The sequence below is a fragment of the Micromonospora sp. NPDC050686 genome, assembly GCF_040654475.1.
Classification (GTDB): domain Bacteria; phylum Actinomycetota; class Actinomycetes; order Mycobacteriales; family Micromonosporaceae; genus Micromonospora.
In genome coordinates, this window is the sequence record NZ_JBFAID010000033.1 from 1 (window position 1) to 18,890 (window position 18,890).

An 18,890-nucleotide genomic window follows, 5' to 3' on the forward strand; every position below is an offset into this window, starting at 1 on the left:
GCTGGGCCGGGGCGCGTGGGTGCTGGTGGTGCTTTTTCTCGCCGCCTCGACCGGGGCCAAGGCCAGCTCGGTGCCGGTGGTGCTGGCCGCGCTGGCGTTCACCGCCGCCGGGCTGCTGCTGACCCGGCGGTTGACCTGGACCGTGCCGCTGCTCGTCCTGCTCGCCCTGGCCGCGCAGCTCTTCGCCACCGCGGTGCTGTTCGCCTTCGCCAACCACGGGGTGGCGGTCGATCCGTTCTACAGCCTCCGGGTCTACACCGCTGCCGCCGAGGAACATTCGCCGGCGGCCCTCTGGGCCGGCACCGTGCTGGCCTTCCTGCTCAGCCTCCAGCTGCGCCTGGCCGGCATCCCGGCGCTGCTGTGGCGGCGGCGGCTCCGGCTGGAACGGGCGCAGCTGTTCCTGCTCGGCGGCGCGCTTGCCGGCCCGGCCATCCACCTGATGCTGCGCCATCCGGGCAACAGCAACCAGTACTTCACCCGGGCCGGGTTCGCCTTCGGGGTGCTCCTCTCCGCCTGGGGCTTCGTGGAGGTGGCCGACCGGGCCGCGCTGTCCCGGCGCGGCCGGGTGGCGCTCGGCGTGGCCGCGGCCGGGTTCGCCGCGCTGCTCACCGCCGTCCAGCTCGGCTACCCGGTGGCGCCGGCCGTCGGGCCGCGGTTCGACCGGCTGCTGCCGTTGCTGCGCTGGGCCGGCGCGCTGACGCTGCTCGCGCTGCTGCTGGGGGCGCTGTGGTGGCTGCTGGCCCGGCGCTGGCGGAGCCTGGCCGGCCGGGGCGGGCTGGTGCTGCTCACCGGGGTGCTGGTGGCCGGGGCACCGGGCCTGGTGCTCGACGTCGCCGCGGCCCGGGCCCAGCCCAACGGCGGGGCGTACGCGCTGGCGTCGATGCCGGCCTCCCTCGTGGAGGGCGCCCGCTGGGTGCACCGGCACAGCGCGCCCGGCGACGTGCTGGCCACCAACGCGCACTGCCGGCAGGTGCTGCGGGACGGCCGGTGCGACGCGCGGCTGTTCTGGCTGAGCGGGTACGCGCAGCGGTCGGTGCTGGTGGAGGGCTGGGCCTTCGCCCCCCGGATGGTCGGCCTGCCGGGCGGGGTGGCGGCGCCGTTCTGGGACCAGGACCTGCTGCGCCGCAACGACGCCGCGTTCACCGCGCCCACCGCCGCCGGCCTGGCCGAGCTGCGCGACCGGTACGCGGTGCGCTGGCTGGTCGTCGACCGGCAGGTCGCCCCGGAGGCGCCGGCCCTGGCGAGCCTGGCCGACCTCCGCTTCGCCAACTCCCGGGTGGCCGTCTACCGGCTGCGCTGAGCGGTCAGGACGGGCGGTGGGCGCGCAGCATCAGCGACACCCCGGGCAGCGACCGCACCGGCAGGTACCGCTCGGCGGTGATGATCGTCCGCAGGCCCAGGTTCACCACCGGGTGCAGGTCGTCCAGGTCGCTGCCGGTGGACCGGCGGCGCCGCCAGGCGGCCACCGGGCGCAGCACCACGTTCCAGCTCCACAGCCCGTCGACCACCAGGCCGGCCTTCTCCACCACCGCGCGCAGCGACTCCCGGTCGTACCGGCGGACGTGCCCGACCGCCACGTCGTGCGCCGACCACAACCGCATGTCACAGGGGACCGCGATCAGCGCGGTGCCGCCCGGGCGCAGGGTGCGGCGGATCTCGGCGGCGGCGAGATGGTCCTCGTCGAAGTGTTCGAGGATGTCGAAGGCCACCACCAGGCCCAGCGCCGCCGACGGCACAGGCAGGTGCCGGGCGTCGGCCCGGATCACGTCCAGCCCGCGCTCGCGGGCCACCCCGGCGCCGTCCGCGCTGTATTCCAGGGCCAGCGGGCGCCAGCCGTGGGCGCGCAGCACCCGGGTGTTGCCACCGCCGGCCGCGCCGATGTCCAGCGCCCGCTCCGGCCGCACGCCAGCGGCGGCCAGCCGGCGCAGCGCCCGGGCCAGCAGGGCCCGCCGCTCCCGGTACCACCAGTGGGTGTCCTCGAGCGCGGCGAGCTTGCGGATCTCGGTTGCTTCCACGGCGTACTCCTCGGCGGGGTGCTCGGCGGCCCTCACCCTAACGGCCGGAGCCCCGTCGCGCGGGCCCGGTGGAAACCGGGATGCGGCCCGGCGCCGGCGCTGGCACCCTGACCGTCATGGGACGGCAGGCGGACGGCTTCGAGTACGTCGAACGGGCGGACGGCACGGTGGTGATCACCCATCATGGCCGGCCGGCCGGCACGCTGCGTGGCGCGCGGGTCGCCGAGTTCCTCGCCGAGGTGGCCGACGATCCGCAGCTGGTGATGGCCCGGTGGACCGGCAACTACCGCCGGGGCAACGAGCGGCAGGCCCGTCAGCACCCGCGCAACCGCGGCTGACCCGCGCCCGGGTCAAACCGTCGGCGGGGTACGCGCGACTGCTACAGCGGGATGTTGCCGTGCGCGCCCCGGGCGGCGGGCGCGTCGGCGAGCGCCTCGGCGATCCGGCGCCGGGTCTCCGCCGGCTTGATCACGTCGTCCACCACGCCGATCTCCAGCGCCCGGTCGACCCCACCGGCCACCCGGATCTGCTCGGCGACCAGCTGCGCCCGCAGTGCCTCGCGTTCCTCGGCGGGGGCGGCGGCGAGCCGCTTGCGGTGCAGCACGTTCACCGCGGCGCTGGCCCCCATCACGGCCACCTCCGCGTTCGGCCACGCGAACACGGCGGTGGCGCCCAGCGAGCGGGAGTTCATCGCGATGTACGCGCCGCCGTACGCCTTGCGGGTCACCAGGGTCACCCGCGGCACCACCGCCTCGGCGAAGGCGTGCAGCAGCTTCGCGCCGCGCCGCACCACGCCGTCCCACTCCTGGCCGAGGCCGGGCAGGTAGCCGGGGACGTCGACCAGCACGACCAGCGGCACACCGAGGGAGTCGCACATCCGCACGAACCGGGCGGCCTTCTCGGCGCTGGACGCGTCGAGGCAGCCACCCAGCCGCAGCGGGTTGTTGGCCACCACGCCCACCGTGCGGCCGGCGAACCGGCCCAGCGTGGTGACCACGTTCGGCGCCCACTTGGCGTGCAACTCCACCCCGGGGGCGTCGAGCAGCGCCGTCACCACCGGCCGCACGTCGTACGCCCGGTTGGCCTGCGCCGGCATCCGCGCGGTCAGGTCGTGGTCCTCGTCGCCGACCGGCACGTCGTCCGGGGAGAACCGGCCCTGCCGGCCGAGCAGCGCGGCGAGCCGGCGGGCCGCCACCAGCGCGGAGTCGTCGTCGGCGGTGGTGACGTGGACGACCCCGGAGCGGCGGCCGTGCGCCTCCGGGCCGCCGAGGCGTTCCATGTCGACCTGCTCCCCGGTGACCGAGCGGACCACCTCTGGGCCGGTGACGAAGATCCGCCCCGCTCCGCTCATCACCACGATGTCGGTCAACGCCGGCCCGTACGCGGCACCACCGGCGGCCGGGCCGAGCACCACAGAGATCTGCGGCACCCGCCCCGAGGCGCGGACCATCGCGGCGAACACCTGCCCGACCCCGTCGAGGGCGACCACACCCTCCTGGAGGCGGGCGCCGCCGCAGTGCCACAGCCCCAGCACCGGCACCCGTTCCCGAACCGCGGTGTCGATCGCGTCCACGATGTGCCGGCAGCCGTCGACGCCCATCGCGCCACCCATCCGGGTGGCGTCGGTGACGTACGCGACCGCCGGCGTCCCGTCGACCTCACCCCGCGCCCACCGCACGCCGGAGGCGTCCCGCGGCCCGGAGAGCCGGAGCGACCCCGCGTCGAACAGGGCCCGCAACCGCACCTCGGGATCGCGATGATCCGCGGTGGACGTTCCCCGGCCGACAGCGGTGCTGGTCACTCCGGCCTCCAAGGCTGTGGTCTCAGGCCCGCGTGAAGACGAGAGCCACGTTGTGCCCGCCGAAACCGAAGGCGTTGTTCAGCGCGACGGGGATCTCCAGGTGACGCGGCTTGTGCGCGGCCACGTCCAGGGTCAGGCCGTCGTCCGGGTCGTCCAGGTTGATCGTCGGGGGGACGACCCCGTCGCGGATGGCCAGGATGGTGGCGATCGACTCCAGCGCCCCGGCCGCGCCGAGCAGGTGCCCGGTCATCGACTTGGTCGCGGACAGCACCGGGTGGTCGCCCACCGCCTTGCGCAGCGCGCCGATCTCCAGCATGTCGCCCACCGGAGTCGAGGTGGCGTGCGCGTTGACGTGCATGACATCCATCTTCGCGACGTCGGCGTCGGCGAGCGCCTTCTGGATTGCGCGGATCGCCCCCTCGCCCTCGGCGTGCGGCTGGACGATGTCGTACGCGTCAGAGGTGATCCCCGCGCCCGCCAGCCGGGCGTACACCCGGGCGCCGCGGGCGGCGGCGTGCGCGGCGCTCTCCAGCACCACCACACCGGCGCCCTCGCCGAGCACGAAGCCGTCCCGGCCCTTGTCCCACGGGCGGGAGGCCTTCTCCGGCTCGTCGTTGCGGGTCGACATCGCCCGCATCGAGGCGAAGCCGGCGATCGGCAGCGGGTGGATGACCGCCTCGGTGCCGCCGGCCACCACCACGTCGGCCCGGCCGGCGCGGATGATGTCCAGGCCGAGCGCGATGGCCTCCGCGCCGGTGGCGCAGGCGCTGGCCACCGCGTGCACGCCGGCCTTCGCGCCGAGCTCCAGCCCGACCCAGGCGGCCGGGCCGTTCGGCATCAGCATCGGCACGGTGTGCGGGGAGACCCGCCGCGGGCCCGAGGCCTCCAGGATGTCGTCCTGGGCGAGCAGCGTGGTGGCGCCGCCGATGCCCGAGCCGACGCTGACCGCCAGCCGCTCCGGGTCCAGCCCGGAGTCGGCCAGGCCGGCGTCCGCCCACGCCTGCTGCGCGGCGATCAGCGCGATCGCCTCGGAGCGGTCCAGCCGGCGCAGCCGGACCCGGTCGAGCACCTCGGACGGCTCGACCGCGAGCTGGGCGGCGATCCGGACGGGCAGTTGACCGGCCCACTCCTGGGTGAGCGCACTCACCCCGGAGCGGCCGGCGAGCATGGCGTCCCAGGTCGACGCGACGTCCCCGCCCAGCGGGGTGGTCGCGCCGAGCCCGGTGACGACGACGTCGGTGCGCGCCATGATCAGGACTGCGCCGCGATGTAGCTGACTGCGTCCCCGACGGTCTTGAGGTTCTGCACCTCGTTGTCCGGGATCTTCACGCCGAACTTCTCCTCGGCCGCCACCACGACCTCCACCATGGAGAGCGAGTCGACGTCGAGGTCGTCGGTGAAGGACTTCCCCTCGGCCACGTCGTCCGGGTTCACCCCGGCAACCTCTTCGAGAATCTCGGCGAGGCCGGCGGTGATCTCGTCACGGGTCATTGCGGTTCGTTCCTCTCATCGGGGATTCCTGACGACCGGCGACGCCGGCCGTCGTTCCTGCGGGCGCGTTCGCCCGCGGGGGTCTTCAGGGGCAGCGGACGACCTGACCGGCGTAGGTCAGGCCGCCGCCGAAGCCGAACAGCAGCACCGGGGCGCCGCTGGGCACCGCCCGCCGCTCGACCAGCTTGGACAGGGCCAGCGGCACGCTCGCCGCGGAGGTGTTGCCGGACTCGACGATGTCCTTGGCGACGATCGCGTCCGGGATGTTCAGCCGCTTCACGATGCCGTCGATGATCCGGGCGTTGGCCTGGTGCGGCACGAAGGCGGCCAGCTCGGCCGGGGCGACGCCGGCCTTCTCGCAGGCCTGCAACGCCAGCGGCGCCAGCGCGGTGGTGGCCCAGCGGAAGACCGCCTGGCCCTCCTGCGCGATGTACGGCCGCCAGCCCTCGATGCGTACCGCGTCGCTCTTCTCCGGCACCGAGCCCCACACCACCGGGCCCACCCCGGCCGGCTCCCCGTCGGCGGTCGCGGTGACCACCGCGGCCCCGGCCCCGTCGGCGAAGATGATGCAGGTCGACCGGTCGGTCCAGTCGGTGAAGTCGGAGAGCTTCTCGGCGCCGATCACGATCGCGTTGCGGGCGGCGCCGGCGCGGATCGCGTGGTCGGCGGTGCCCAGCGCGTACGCGAAGCCGGAGCAGGCGGTGTTGAGGTCGTACGCGGCCGGCGCGGTGATGCCGAGCTTGGCGGCGACCCGGCAGGCGACGTTCGGGCTGCGGTCGATCGAGGTGCAGGTGGCGACCACGACCAGGTCGATGTCGGCGGCGGTGAGCCCGGAGTTGGCCAGCGCCTTGCCGGCCGCGGCGGTGGCCATGTCGGCCACCGTCTCGTCACCGGCGATCCGCCGGCTGACGATGCCGACCCGGTCCCTGATCCACTCGTCGTTGGTGTCCACCAGCTGGGCGATGTCGTCGTTGGTCACCACCCGGGACGGCTGGTAGTGCCCGAGCGCGACGATCCGGCTGCCGGTCATCGGTGCTGTCCTTTCGTTCGCGACTGCGGGACTCGCAGGCCCGGCTCGTTCCTCGCGCTCACCAGTGCTGTCCTTTCGTTCGCGACCGCGGGGTACGCGGGCCCGGCGACGGCCGAGGGCTCACGCGGGTCCTCCGATGCGGGCGAGGGGTTGGCCCGGAGCGACCGGGTCGTCGTGGTGGGCGAGCCACTCGGTGAGCAGCCCGCTGTCGTGCGCGGTGACCTCGACCGCCCCCTGTCGGGTGGCAACCTGGCCGATCACCTGGCCGGCCCGCAGGTCGGCACCCTCGGCGAGCCCCGTGGCGGGGGCGAAGGTGCCGGCGGCCGGAGAGACGACCACCCGGAACTGGATCACCGGCTCGTGGCCGCGCAGTCCGCTGTGCCGGGCGATGAGGTCACGCGCGGCGGGCAGGTCGTCGGGGGTGTTCAGGGTGACGATCTCGGGTGCGCCGGTGGCCTTGAGCTCCCGCTTGACCAGGCCGGCGAGGGTGCCCGCCGGCGGCAGCTCGATCACCCCGGTGACGCCGAGGTCGGCCAGCGTACGCATGCACAGGTCCCAGCGCACCGGCGCGGTGACCTGGCGGACCAGCCGCTGCACCAGCTCGCGACCGTGGTTGACCGCGGCGCCGTCGAGGTTGGACAGCAGGATGCGGGCCGGGTCGGCGGGGACGATCCCGGCGGCGACCCGGGCCAGGGCGGCCTCGGCCGGGGCCATGTACGGGGTGTGGAAGGCGCCGGCCACCTGGAGCTTGATGACCCGGGCCTTCGCCGGCGGCTCGGCGGCCAGCTTGTCCAGCCCGGCGATCGAACCGGCGGCGACCACCTGGCCGGAGCCGTTGCGGTTGGCCGGGTGCAGCCCGTGCGCCCCGATCGCGGCGAGCACCTCGTCGGGGTCGCCGCCGAGGACGGCGGCCATGCCGGTCGGCTCCAGGGCGCACGCGGCGGCCATCTCCCGCCCGCGTACCCCGGCCAGGGTGATCGCCGCCTCGGGCGACAGCACGCCGGCGACGGCCGCGGCGCCCAGCTCACCGACGCTGTGGCCGGCGGTGAGGGCGACGTCGTGCAGGGGCAGGTGCTCGGCGGCGAGCAGGGCCGCGGCCACCAGCAGTGGCTGGGTGCGCGCGGTGTCCTTGATCTCCTCCGCGTCGGCCTTCGTGCCGAGGTGCACCAGGTCCACCCCGGCCAGCGCGGAGAACCAGCGCAGCCGGGCCTCGGCGCCGGCCACGTCGAGCCAGGGGGTCAGGAAGCCGGGCTTCTGGGAACCCTGGCCGGGAGAGAGTACGGCGAGCACGTCTATGACTCTGACGGATACTCATGGGTCGCGCTGTAACGAGTGCCACCAAACCGTACTAGAACCTTTGGAGGGTTCCTCCAAAGATCGGCGGCGATGATCAGTCGTCTGTACCGGTTTGCCGGCTACTGGGCCTCATGTCTGGGTCGGGGCCAGCGGGACCACCGGGTCCAGCCGGCCCACCGTCAGGGCCACCTGGAGGGCGAACGCGTCCCGGGGGACCAGCGGCGAGAAGCCGGTCACCTCGGCGATCCGGCGCAGCCGGTAGCGCACCGTGTTGGGGTGCACGTAGAGCGCCCGGGCGGCGCTCTCCAGCGTGCCGCCGGCGGCGAAGAAGGCGTCCAGCGTCTCCAGCAGCTCGCCCCCGGCGCGGACCAGCGGCGCGTACACGTCCCGGCGCAACCGCCGGCGCGCCTCACCGTCACCGGCCAGGGCCCGCTCCGGCAGCAGGTCACCGGCGGCCACCGGGCGGGGCGCGGTGGGCCAGGCCGGGGCGGCCCGGAAGCCGGCCAGCGCCGCCCGGGCCGAGTCGGTCGCCTCGTCGAGGCTGGGCACCGCCGGGCCGACCACCACCGGCCCGTCCCCGAACGCCGGCAGCAGCTTCTCCGTGGCGCCGGCCGGGTCCGCCGCGCCGCCCAGCACGATGACCAGCCGGTCGCCGTGCACGCCGCCGATCACCTCGACGCCGATCCGCCGCGCGTGCCGGTAGACGGTGTGCAACACGGCGGCGACCTCGCCGCCCGGGGAGCGGCCCACCGCCACCGCCACCGGCGGCGCGTCGGTCCAGCCCAGCGCGGCCGCGCGGCTGGCCAGCACGTCGGGGGAGTCGCCGCGCAGCAGCGCGTCCACCAGCAGGGCCTGCAACCGGGCGTCCCACGAGCCGCGCGACTCCGCGGCCCGGGCGTACACCCGGGCGGCGGCAAAGGCGATCTCCCGGGAGAAGCGCAGCACCGCGTCCCGCAGCTGCTGCTCCTCGCCCGGCGCGGCCAGTCGGGACACCTGCTCCTCGACCACCTCGATGGTCACCCTGATCAGCGCGACGGTCTGCTGGAGGGTGATCGAGCGGGCGAGCGCCTGGGGTGCGGTGGCGAAGACCTCGTCGGAGACCTCCTGGGTGCTGTCCACGGTGCCGCCGCCCGAGTGCAGCCACTGCACCAGCGACCGGACGCCGGCCTGGGCCACCAGCATGACCCAGGACCGCTGGTCGGCCGGCAGCTCCCGGAACCACGGCAGCGACTCGTCCATCCGCGCCACGCTCGCGGTGGCCAGCGCCCCCGCCGCGCGTTCGATGCGACGCAGCGTGGCCGACAGTTCACTCCCGCCCGGCTCGCTCACCCGTCCAGCCTGACACGTCGGCCGGTGGCCGCTGCACCCCGGCCCGGGCCGGCCGGCGTCCCGACCCGCGGGATGATCTCCACCAGGCGGGCCGGCCCGGGAGCAGGGGTAACCGCCGCACCAGCCGTCGGAGCCGGCCAGTACGGTGTCAGGGCACGTCGGGGCGACCGTCCGGCGGGTTGGGGACAGGTGAGGAGGCCGGCATGGCGCACGGTGAGGCCGACGGCTGCACCCAGGGCGAGTCCTGCCGCCCGGGCCACCAGGAGCACCCCAACGGCGGCAAGCACCACCGGCGGTTGCCCGGCACGCCGTACCCGGCCGAGACGTCGGGCCCGGCCGGCCGCGCCGACGAGGACCCGCAGCTGCCCCGGCAGCGCGGCGGGGAGCCACCGGCCGCCGAGCCCGAGCCGACCGGTTGCCGCAACGAGATCGCCGGCTGGGCCGGGGCGCACCGGCACGGCCCGGTCCGCCCGCGGCAGCGCGTGCACCGCCGGGAACGGCCGCCGCGTCGCTGGTGCTGACCCGCTTGGGTGCCGGCCGGGCTGGTCGGCGCTTTTCGGTGGCCGCCGCTCAGCGGGTACGGCGGCGGATCAGCCAGGCGATCCCGGCGATGCCGACGGTGATCACCAGCACCACCGAGACGTTGAGCAGCAGCAGACGGCGCAGCTCGCCGAGGGCGTCGTCGATCTCCCCGGCCGGGTTGAGCGCGTCCTCCGGGATGACCCGCTCGCCGGCGCCGACGCCGCCGGAGATGGTGTCGAAGGTCCGCTCCACCGGCACGCCCACGCTGCGCAGCGTCTCCGACATGTTCAGCCGGCCGAGGAACCAGCCGGCGTTGACCGCCCGCGCCCCGGGCTGCTTGGCCGGCCGGTAGATCCGCGGCCCGCCCTTGGCGTAGGGGTAGAGGTCGAAGCTGCGGGTGGCCTTGTCACCGACGTACACCACCACGGTGAACTTGCGCCCGAGGTCGGCCTTGGCGGGAGCCTTGGCGCGGCCCACCCGGCTGATCCAGTCGACCTGGTCGATGACGGCCAGCACCTGGGGACGCTGCTCGGGCGAGCGCAGCCGCAACGGCTCGTCCATTCCGTCGCCGCTGATCTGGACCCCGGCGGTCGGCCCCGGCTTCGACACCGGGTTCGTCGGGTCCGCCGCGGCCGGTCCGGTCACCGCCATCGCGCCCGCCAGCATGCCGCCGATCACCACGGTGGCCCACCACCTCACCCGTCGGACCATCGCTGCCTCCTCGCCCCCGGTATCGATGGATGGCTCTGCTGCCGGTCACGCGTCAGGTCGATCGCCGGCGGTCACCGGACCCTATCCGGTCACCACCAGAAAGACTCCGTGGAACGTCACTCGGTTGCATCTGCTGGAACGCCAATTGGAACTATCTGGGAACCCGGCCCGACTAACTGTCAGCCCCCCGGACCGGTGGGCGGATCGTACCGTTGCGGAGGGGTTCATGGGGGGCAGGGTCGCACGGCTTGCTCGTGAGTGGCTAGTCGTATTCGGCGTGGCGCTTGGCGTGTCGTTCATGATCCCGGCCGCGCCGGCGGCCGCGCACAATTCGTTCACCGGCAGCACCCCGGCGAAGGGTGCCCGGGTGACGACCGCCCCGGCGCAGGTCGAGCTGCGTTTCCTGGCGAAGCTGGACCCGAACAACACGACCATCACGGTGACCGGTCCGGGCGACGCGCCGGCCGCCGGGGGCGCGCCCCGCTTCGCCGGCAGCCGGGTCCTGGTGCCGCTGAAGGCGGGCCCGGCCGGGGCGTACGTGGTCGGCTACCAGGTCGGCTCGGCCGACGGCCACCCGATCAAGGGCGAGGTACGGTTCACCGTCACCACTGGCACGGCGACCGCCTCGCCCTCCGTGGCGCCCCAGCCGGCCCCGTCCGCACCGGCGCCGTCGGCCACCGCCGCCCCGACCGCCAGCGCCGCCCCGGGCAGCGCCGACCCGGTGGCGACCGGCGCGTCCACCGGGGACGGTGCCCGCTGGCGGGGGCCGCTGATCGCCGTGGCCGTGCTCGCCGTGCTGGCGGCGGCCGTGTTCGTCCGCCGGCGCCGGGCTCGCTGATCCGGTCCGGCCGGCGCCCGGCACCGACGCCGCCGTCCACCGGTCGACGGACATCGCGGTTCCGTCACCCGGTCGTCCCGGCGGGCTCCACCCCGGACCGACGATCGGAGCATGACCGGAAACCCCGCAGTACGGGTGCGCGGACTCCGCAAGGCGTACGGACCCGTGACCGCCCTGACCGACCTCGACCTGGACGTCGCCACCGGCGAGGTGCTCGCCCTGCTCGGCCCGAACGGCGCGGGTAAGACCAGCGCCGTGGAGATCCTGGAGGGCCACCGGGACCGCGACGGCGGTGACGTCACGGTGCTCGGCCGGGACCCCCGCCACGTGGGGCTCGACTGGCGGGCCGCGATCGGGATCGTCCCGCAGCACTGCGCCGACCTCGGCGAACTGACCGTACGTGAAAGCGTGCGGCACTTCGCCCGCTACTTTCCCCGGCCCCGCGACCCGGACGAGGCGATCGAGCTGGTCGGGCTCACCAGCAAGGCCGGCGCCCGGGTCCGGGCTCTGTCCGGCGGGCAGCGTCGCCGCCTCGACGTGGCGATCGGCGTCGTCGGCCGGCCGCGGCTGCTCTTCCTCGACGAGCCCACCACCGGGTTCGATCCGCAGGCCCGCCGCCGGTTCTGGGCGCTCATCCGATCCCTGACCGGCCACGACGGGACCACGGTCCTGCTGACCACCCACCACCTTGCGGAGGCCGAGGAACTGGCCGACCGGATCGTGGTGATCGCCGCGGGCCGGGTGGTGGCCGAGGGCGAGCCGGCGACGCTCGGTGGCCGGGCGGGCGCCCGTTCCGTGGTGCGCTGGGCCGACGGCGTGCGGGACACCGACGACCCGGCCGGCCTCGTCGCCGAGCTGACCCGCCGCTACGGCGGCCCGGTGCCGGGACTGACCGTGACCCGGCCCAGCCTGGAGGACGTGTACCTGGACCTGATCGGAGGCCACTCGTGAGCACCCTCGACCACCGTCGGTCCGCCGTCCTGCTCGGCCTGCACCGCGCCGGTGTGGAGCTGAGGACGTTCTTCCGCGAGCGGGACGCGGTCGTCTTCACCTTCTCGCTGCCGATCGTGATCTTCGTCCTGCTGGGCTCGATCTTCGACGGCGTCTACCCCGGCAGCGACGTGACCGCGGCCCAGTACCTCGCGCCCAGCATGATCGCCGCCGGGGTGGCCTCGACCACCTTCGTCAACATCGGCTCGGGCATCGCCGCGGACCGCGACGACGGCACCCTCAAGCGGCTGCGCGGGATGCCGATGCCGCCGTCGGCGTACTTCCTCGGCAAGGCGGTGACGGCGCTGCTGATCACCGTTGTCGAGGCGGGGCTGCTGCTGGCGATCGGGGTGCTGGGTTTCGACCTGGCGCTGCCGGCGGATCCGGCCCGCTGGTTCACCTTCGCCTGGGTGTTCCTGCTCGGGGTCACCGCCTGCACGCTGCTGGGCATCGCCGCGAGCAGCCTCGCCGGGTCGGTCCGCAGCGCCGGCGCGGTGATGAACCTGCCCTACCTGGTGCTGGCCTTCATCTCCGGCATCTATCTCACCCCCGTCGGCCACCTGCCCGCGCCGCTGGTCACCGCCGGCTCGCTGTTCCCGCTCAAGTGGATGGCGCAGGGCTTCCGGTCGGTGTTCCTGCCGGACACCATCCTGCCCCAGGAGGTCGTACCCTCCTGGGAGCATGGCCGGACCGGGCTCGTGCTCGCCGCCTGGTGCATCGGAGGCCTCGTCCTGTGTCTGACCACGTTCCGCTGGCGCAGTCGGCGGGACCGGTGAGCGGCACCACGTCGGTGCCCGCCTCGGGCTGGACGGCCCGGTTTCCCCTGTGGGACGGCTACTTCGCGGTCACCGTGCTCGGGGTCGGCGCCGCCGTGGCCGCCGACCCCACCCGACCGGGCGCCGACCGGGCCACGGCGGTGGTCCTGTTCGGAGCGCTCACCGCCTGGTATGTCGCCTTCGGCCGGCCGCTGATGCGCGACGGGGTCGAGGACCGGCGCGGCTGGCTCTACCTGGCCGGCGTGCTCGTCCTCTACGTGCCCGCCGTGCTGGCCTCCACCTCGGCGAGCTTCCTGCTCTTCGCGCTCTGCCCGCAGGCGTTCATGGTGCTGCCCGCCGTGCCGGCGGTCGGCACGGTGCTGGCGCTCAACGCCGTGCACGTGGTGGTCCTCGCGGCGCGCGCCGACGACCTCACCGACGTCACCGGGCCGGCGCTGATCGCGGCCCTGGTGGCGGCCGTGGTGTCGATGGTCGGGGTCTGGTCGCAGCACACCGTCGCCGAGAGTGAACGGCGGGCCGAGCTGATCGCCGAGCTCGGCCGGTCGCGCGACCAGGTGGCCCGGCTGTCCCGCCAGGCCGGGGTGACCGCCGAGCGGCAGCGACTGGCCGCCGACATCCACGACACCGTCGCCCAGGGCCTGTCCAGCGTGGTGCTGCTGATCCAGGCCGCCGAGGCCGACCTGGACCGCGACCGGGCCACGGCCCGCCGGCACCTGCACCTGGCGGTCGACACCGCGCGGGACAACCTGGCCGAGGTGCGCACGCTCGTCGCCGCCCTCACCCCCGGTGAGCTGGCCGGCTCGTCGCTGGCCGAGGCCCTGCGCCGGTTGGTGGAGCGGTTCGCCCGGGAGACCGGCCTGCCGGCCACCTGCGCCGTGCCGGACACCGACCGGCCGTTGCCCACCCCGGTGGAGGTGGTGCTGCTGCGCGCCACCCAGGAGGCCCTGACCAACGCCCGGCGGCACGCCGCGGCCGGCACGGTGGCCGTGCTGCTGGAGCACCACCCGGACGCCGTCGTGCTCCAGGTGGTCGACGACGGCGCCGGCTTCGACCCGGACGAGCCGGGCGGGGGGTACGGGCTGGCCGGCATGCGCGCCCGGATCGAACAGGTACGCGGCCGACTGGCCGTACGCTCCGCCCCGGGCGACGGCACGACGGTCCGGGTGGAGGTGCCGTACCCGTGATCTCGATCCTGCTGGTCGACGACCACCCGGTGGTCCGCGCCGGGGTGGCCGGGATGCTCGACGGCGAGCCGGACCTCGCCGTGGTCGGCGAGGCCGCCTCCGGCGCGGAGGCGGTGACCGCCGTGCGGGCGCTGCGGCCCGACGTGGTGCTGATGGACCTGCGGATGCCCGGCCTGGACGGTGTCACGGCGACCGCGCAGGTCCTGGTCGCGGCGCCGGCCACCCGGGTGGTGGTCCTGACCACCTACGAGACCGACGCCGACATCCTGCGGGCCGTCGAGGCCGGCGCCGCCGGCTACCTGCTGAAGGACGTCTCCCGGGCCGATCTGGTGCAGGCCGTGCGTACCGCCGCCCGGGGCGGCACCGTGCTCGCCCCGTCCGTGGCGACCCGGCTGCTGCACCAGGTGCGCCGCCCCGCCCGGGAGTCGCTGTCACCGCGCGAGATCGAGGTGCTGCGGCTCGTCGCCCGGGGCCTGTCCAACGCCGAGATCGGGCGTGAGCTGCACATCGGCGAGGCGACCGTCAAGACGCACCTGCTGCGCAGCTTCGCCAAGCTCGGCGTCTCCGACCGCACCGCGGCGGTCACCACCGCGATGGCCGCCGGACTGCTCTGACCCGCCGGCCGGGCGACCGCGGACCGGTCAGGGCAGGCGGACGCGGGCGGCGCGCAGCCGGGTGAGGGTGCGCTCCCGGCCGAGCACCTCCAGGGACTCGAAGAGCGGCAGGCCGACGGTCCGGCCGGTGACGGCCACCCGGACCGGCGCCTGCGCCTTGCCGAGCTTGAGGCCGCGCTCGGCGCCGACCGCCTCCAGCGTCGACTTGAGCGAGTCGGCGTCCCAGGACGCCAGCGCCTCGAACGCGGCGACCGCCGCGTCCAGCAGCTCGGCCGCGCCCTCCTTCATCGCCTTGGCCCAGGCCGCCTCGTCGATCAGCGGCGAGGCCAGGAAGAGGAAGTCGACGTTGGGCACGATCTCGCTGAGCACCGCGATCCGGGTCTGCGCCAGCGGCGCCACGGCGGCGAACGCGGCGGCGTCGAACTCCTCGGGCTGCCACGGCGGCGGCGCGATGGTGTCGGTGCCGGTCAGCCAGGGCTGGCAGGCCGCCACGAACTCGTCGACCGGCAGCGCGCGGATGTACTCGCCGTTGAACGCGCGCAGCTTCTTCTCGTCGAAGAAGGCCGGGGAGGGGTTGACCTCCGCCAACCGGAACTCCGCCTCGATCACCGACCAGGGCACGATCTCCCGGTCGCCGGAGGGCGCCCAGCCGAGCAGCATCAGGTAGTTGCGCATCGCGGCGGCGAGGTAACCCTCCTCCCGGTACGCCTCCAGGGCGACCTTGTCCCGCCGCTTGGACAGCTTCTGCCGCTTCTCGTTGACCACCACCGGCACGTGCGCCCAGACCGGTGGCTTGACCCCCAGGGCGTCCCAGAGCAGCTGCTGCTTCGGCGTGTTGGGCAGGTGCTCCTCGGCCCGGATGACGTGGGTGATCCCCATCGACATGTCGTCGACCACGTTGGCGAGCAGGAAGACCGGGGAGCCGTCGCCCCGGGCGATGACGAAGTCCTCGATCAGCTTGTTCTCGAAGGTCGGTTCGCCGCGGACCAGGTCGACCACCACGGTCTCGCCCTCGTCCGGGGTGCGGAAGCGCAGCGCGCGTCCCGGTCCCGCCACCAGCCCCCGGTCCCGGCAGAAGCCGTCGTAGCCCTGGTACTGGGAACCGGTACGGGCCTGCACCGCCTCCCGGGTGCAGTCGCAGTAGTATGCCCGGCCGTCCTCGTGCAGCCGCTGCGCCGCGGCCCGGTGCTCAGCGGCGTACGACGACTGGAAGTACGGGCCCTCGTAGCTGCCCCGCTCGATGCCGATCCAGTCGAGCGCCGACAGGATGCCCTCGGTCCACTCGGGCTTGTTGCGGGCGGCGTCGGTGTCCTCGACGCGGAGCACGAACACCCCGCCGTGCTGCCTGGCGTAGATCCAGTTCTGCAGGGCCGAGCGGGCGCCACCGACGTGGAACATTCCGGTCGGGGAAGGGGCGAAGCGTACACGTACCGTCACGTCCCCCAGCCTACGGCCGCCGGCCAGCGGACAAGGAGGGGCCCCTTGTTGACGCATTCTGGATAGGCGGGGCCCCCGCCTAACAGCTGAGGGTCAGGGCACCGAGCGGATCTTGAGCACCAGGACGCTGCCGAGCACGGTGACCGCGGCGGTGGCCGCGTACAGCGCCGGATAACCGCCCAGATGGACCACGATCGGGGCGGACAGCGCCGGGCCGAGCACCTGCGGCGCCGAGTTGGCGATGTTGATCACGCCGAGGTCCTTGCCCCGGTCGGTGGCGGCGGGCAGCACCTGGGTGATCAGCGCGGCGTCCACCGCCAGGTAGACCCCGTAGCCGGCGCCGAGCAGCAGCGCGGCGGTGACCGCCATCGGCCAGACCGGCGCGACGGCCAGCAGCAGCGCGGCGACCGCCATGATCCCGCCGGAGGTGATCACGAAGACCTTCCGCCGGCCGGAACGGTCCGACAGCCGCCCGGCGACCACGGCGGTGAGCATCATGCCGAGCGTGTAGAGCAGGATCAGCACCAGCAGGCCGCCCTCGGGGTCCGCCACGCCGACCCCGTCGGTGAGGAAGTAGAGCAGGTAGAGGGTGCCGAGCGCGTTGCCGAGCTGGACCAGGAACCGGGTGATCCAGGCCCAGGCGAAGTCGGGGTGCCGGCGCGGGTCGATCCACATCGAGGCGGCCAGGGCCCGCAGCCGCAGCGCCGGCCGGTGCTCCCGGGGCAGCGGGTCGTCGGCGGTGAGCAGCGCGAACGGCAGCGACAGCAGCAGCACCGCGGCGGCGATCGCGGCATACCCGGCGGCGTTGCCGGTGACCACGGCGGTGACCAGCACCGCGCCCAGCACCAGGCCGAGCGCCTGCGGGATGCCCACCCAGCCGGAGACGCCGCCGCGCTGGGCGACCGGCACCCGGTCCGGGATGGCCGCGGCCAGGCTGGCCAGCATCGCGTTGAAGCAGACCTGCGCGGCGACCCAGCCGAGCGCCACCCCGATGATGGTGTCCTGCCGGGCCAGCAGTACCAGGGCGGCCGCGCCGAGCACCGCCCCGGTGGCGGTCCAGACGTGCCGCCGGCCGAGGTGCCGGCCGGCCATGCGCAGCACCGTGCGGTCCGACAGCGCGCCGGCGAGCGGGTTCGCCAGCACCGCGGCGAGCGCGCCGAGGCCGGTGACGACGGCCAGCATCGCCTCCTTGTCGGCCGGCGCGATTCGCTCCACCTGCTGCGGCAGCAGCACCTGGATCGGAGTGAAGAAGGCCATCCAGACGCCGAGGTTCGCCGCGAAGATCAGGGCGATCCAGCTCCGCCGTACCGGCACGGTCGGTTCGGCCAGCGCCGCCGGCAGCGACGCCGGCGTCGGGTTCACCGTGGTCACGGTGCCGACCGGATCAGATCCCGGAACCAGGCGTGCGACGACTTCGGGGTACGCGCCTGAGTGGCGAAGTCGACGTGCACCAGCCCGAACCGCTTGCTGAACCCCTCGGCCCACTCCCAGTTGTCCAGCAGCGACCAGACGAAGTACCCGGTCACGTCCACCCCGGCGTCGATCGCCGCGCGCACCGCGCGCAGGTGCCCGTCGAGGTACGCGATCCGTTCCGGGTCGTGCACCCGCCCCTCGGCGTCCGGGGTGTCGTCGTACGCGCAGCCGCTCTCGGTGACCTGGATCGGCGGCAGCGTGTCGCCGTACCGGTCGTGGAGCCCCACGAGCAGGTCGCGCAGTCCGTCCGGGACGACCGGCCAGTCGAAGGCGGTACGCGGGTACCCGTCCAGCGGCACGATCTCGAACGGCAGCGGCGAGCCCTCCTCGGCGGCCCGGATGCCGGTCGGGTTGTAGTAGTTCACCCCGAGCACGTCGATCGGGGCGGCGATCACGGCCAGGTCGCCGTCGCGCACCACGCCGAGGTCGAGGCCCGGCGCGTCGGGGTAGCCGAGTCCGAGCAGCGGGTCGGTGAAGAGCCGGTTGTGCAGCGCGTCGTACGCCGCCCCGGCGGCCCGGTCGGCGTCGGTGTCGCCGGCGATCCGGACCGGGGAGTAGTTGTTCGCGATCGCCACCGGGCTGCTGCCGCGGGCCCGCAGCGCGGACACCGCGAGCCCGTGGCCGAGCAGCTGGTGGTGGGCCACCGGGAAGGCGTCGAAGAGCAGCATCCGGCCCGGGGCGTGCACCCCCATGCCGTGCCCGAGGCTCATGTGGATGAACGGCTCGTTCAGGGTGATCCAGAGCTTGACCCGGTCGCCGAGCCGGGCGGCGACCAGTTCGGCGTACTCGGCGAAGCGGGCGGCGGTGTCCCGGGCCAGCCAGCCCCCGGCGTCCTCCAGCGCCTGCGGCAGGTCCCAGTGGAAGAGGGTGGCCACCGGGTCGACGCCCCGGTCCAGCAGGGCGTCCACCAGCCGGTCGTAGAAGTCCAGCCCGGCGGGGTTGGCCGCGCCGGTGCCGGTGGGCTGCACCCGGGGCCAGGCAATCGAGAACCGGTACCCGGACACCCCGAGCCCGGCCAGCAGCGCGACGTCGTCGGCGTACCGGTGGTAGTGGTCGCAGGCGACGTCGCCGGTGCTGCCGTCGGCGATCCGGCCGGGGGAGTGGGCGAAGGTGTCCCAGATGGACGGTCCGCGCCCGTCGGCGGCTGCGGCGCCTTCGATCTGGTAGGCCGAGGTGGAGACGCCCCAGCGGAATCCGGCGGGAAACGGGGGCATCGGCGTGGTCGTCATCCACCCTCCCGCAATAAGCGAATTGTGTTCGGAACTCTAGGACTTCGGTGGGCCGGACGCCATAGGCCGCCGACGATCGGCGCGCAAGGGTTTTCGGCGTGTCTTTTCCGAACCCGTCCGGGAAAGTCCGATTTAGCGCATACAGTGACGAATA

At 74.5% G+C, this 18,890-nt stretch carries 19 protein-coding genes; 8 read left to right on the forward strand and 11 right to left on the reverse strand.

Going from position 1 to position 18,890, the window contains the following annotated elements; translation table 11 throughout:
- A partial coding sequence (locus AB0H57_RS20525) for a hypothetical protein (RefSeq protein ID WP_357508674.1) occupies positions 1-1,300 on the forward strand: 1,300 nt, incomplete at its 5' end.
- A gap of 4 nt (positions 1,301-1,304) precedes the next feature.
- Here the strand turns inward: AB0H57_RS20525 and AB0H57_RS20530 are convergent.
- The gene (locus AB0H57_RS20530) at positions 1,305-2,015 is read right to left on the reverse strand and encodes a class I SAM-dependent methyltransferase (protein WP_357508676.1); all 711 of its coding nucleotides are present in this window, start codon (positions 2,013-2,015) and stop codon (positions 1,305-1,307) included.
- Between the two features lie 116 nt (positions 2,016-2,131).
- Here AB0H57_RS20530 and AB0H57_RS20535 point away from each other — a divergent pair, with 116 nt between their 5' ends.
- Entirely contained in the window at positions 2,132-2,353 is a 222-nt protein-coding gene (locus AB0H57_RS20535; protein WP_357508678.1) for a hypothetical protein, read from the forward strand.
- A 41-nt stretch (positions 2,354-2,394) separates the two neighbouring features.
- On the opposite strand, the gene AB0H57_RS20540 is transcribed toward AB0H57_RS20535, so the two are convergent.
- The 6 genes from AB0H57_RS20540 to AB0H57_RS20565 all read right to left on the reverse strand — a co-directional run bounded on the left by AB0H57_RS20540 (position 2,395) and on the right by AB0H57_RS20565 (position 8,962).
- Complete coding sequence (locus AB0H57_RS20540; RefSeq protein WP_357508680.1) at positions 2,395-3,816, reverse strand: carboxyl transferase domain-containing protein; 1,422 nt, start codon at positions 3,814-3,816, stop codon at positions 2,395-2,397.
- A gap of 22 nt (positions 3,817-3,838) precedes the next feature.
- Positions 3,839-5,065, reverse strand: coding sequence for a beta-ketoacyl-ACP synthase II (fabF, locus tag AB0H57_RS20545; protein ID WP_357508682.1), 1,227 nt, complete (start codon positions 5,063-5,065; stop codon positions 3,839-3,841).
- Positions 5,066-5,067: 2 nt separating this feature from the next.
- Complete coding sequence (locus AB0H57_RS20550; RefSeq protein WP_088972559.1) at positions 5,068-5,307, reverse strand: acyl carrier protein; 240 nt, start codon at positions 5,305-5,307, stop codon at positions 5,068-5,070.
- A gap of 85 nt (positions 5,308-5,392) precedes the next feature.
- On the reverse strand, positions 5,393-6,337 hold the full coding sequence (locus AB0H57_RS20555; RefSeq protein WP_357508684.1) for a beta-ketoacyl-ACP synthase III: 945 nt from the start codon (positions 6,335-6,337) through the stop codon (positions 5,393-5,395).
- A 120-nt stretch (positions 6,338-6,457) separates the two neighbouring features.
- Positions 6,458-7,627 carry an acyltransferase domain-containing protein gene (locus tag AB0H57_RS20560; RefSeq protein WP_357508686.1) on the reverse strand — a complete coding sequence of 390 codons (1,170 nt, stop codon included), beginning with the start codon at positions 7,625-7,627 and terminating at the stop codon, positions 6,458-6,460.
- Positions 7,628-7,762: 135 nt separating this feature from the next.
- A complete protein-coding gene (locus AB0H57_RS20565) occupies positions 7,763-8,962 on the reverse strand; it encodes a helix-turn-helix domain-containing protein (protein WP_357508688.1) in 1,200 nt (399 codons plus the stop codon).
- A 203-nt stretch (positions 8,963-9,165) separates the two neighbouring features.
- Here AB0H57_RS20565 and AB0H57_RS20570 point away from each other — a divergent pair, with 203 nt between their 5' ends.
- Positions 9,166-9,483 carry a hypothetical protein gene (locus AB0H57_RS20570; protein WP_357508690.1) on the forward strand — a complete coding sequence of 106 codons (318 nt, stop codon included), beginning with the start codon at positions 9,166-9,168 and terminating at the stop codon, positions 9,481-9,483.
- Between the two features lie 49 nt (positions 9,484-9,532).
- Here AB0H57_RS20570 and AB0H57_RS20575 read toward each other — a convergent pair whose 3' ends face one another.
- Complete coding sequence (locus tag AB0H57_RS20575) at positions 9,533-10,195, reverse strand: hypothetical protein (protein ID WP_357508692.1); 663 nt, start codon at positions 10,193-10,195, stop codon at positions 9,533-9,535.
- A 298-nt stretch (positions 10,196-10,493) separates the two neighbouring features.
- Here AB0H57_RS20575 and AB0H57_RS20580 point away from each other — a divergent pair, with 298 nt between their 5' ends.
- The 5 genes from AB0H57_RS20580 (at position 10,494) to AB0H57_RS20600 (ending at position 14,597) form a co-directional block, all read left to right on the forward strand.
- Entirely contained in the window at positions 10,494-11,033 is a 540-nt protein-coding gene (locus AB0H57_RS20580) for a copper resistance CopC family protein (protein WP_357508805.1), read from the forward strand.
- Between the two features lie 111 nt (positions 11,034-11,144).
- Entirely contained in the window at positions 11,145-11,984 is an 840-nt protein-coding gene (locus tag AB0H57_RS20585; protein ID WP_357508694.1) for an ABC transporter ATP-binding protein, read from the forward strand.
- Positions 11,981-12,799, forward strand: a complete 819-nt coding sequence (locus AB0H57_RS20590) for an ABC transporter permease (protein ID WP_357508696.1) — start codon at positions 11,981-11,983, stop codon at positions 12,797-12,799. Before AB0H57_RS20585 ends, AB0H57_RS20590 begins: the two co-directional genes overlap by 4 nt.
- Positions 12,796-13,983, forward strand: a complete 1,188-nt coding sequence (locus AB0H57_RS20595; RefSeq protein WP_357508698.1) for a sensor histidine kinase — start codon at positions 12,796-12,798, stop codon at positions 13,981-13,983. The genes AB0H57_RS20590 and AB0H57_RS20595 overlap by 4 nt, the downstream gene beginning before the upstream one ends.
- Complete coding sequence (locus AB0H57_RS20600; protein WP_357508700.1) at positions 13,980-14,597, forward strand: response regulator transcription factor; 618 nt, start codon at positions 13,980-13,982, stop codon at positions 14,595-14,597. The genes AB0H57_RS20595 and AB0H57_RS20600 overlap by 4 nt, the downstream gene beginning before the upstream one ends.
- Before the next feature lie 27 nt (positions 14,598-14,624).
- Here the strand turns inward: AB0H57_RS20600 and gltX are convergent, their stop codons facing one another.
- The 3 genes from gltX to AB0H57_RS20615 form a co-directional block, all read right to left on the reverse strand.
- Positions 14,625-16,034: a glutamate--tRNA ligase gene (gene gltX, locus AB0H57_RS20605; protein ID WP_357508702.1), complete on the reverse strand. Its 1,410-nt coding sequence runs from the start codon at positions 16,032-16,034 to the stop codon at positions 14,625-14,627.
- Positions 16,035-16,127: 93 nt separating this feature from the next.
- A complete protein-coding gene (locus AB0H57_RS20610; RefSeq protein ID WP_357508704.1) occupies positions 16,128-17,405 on the reverse strand; it encodes an MFS transporter in 1,278 nt (425 codons plus the stop codon).
- Entirely contained in the window at positions 17,402-18,736 is a 1,335-nt protein-coding gene (locus tag AB0H57_RS20615; RefSeq protein ID WP_357508706.1) for a GH1 family beta-glucosidase, read from the reverse strand. The genes AB0H57_RS20610 and AB0H57_RS20615 overlap by 4 nt, the downstream gene beginning before the upstream one ends.
- Positions 18,737-18,890 lie beyond the last annotated feature (154 nt).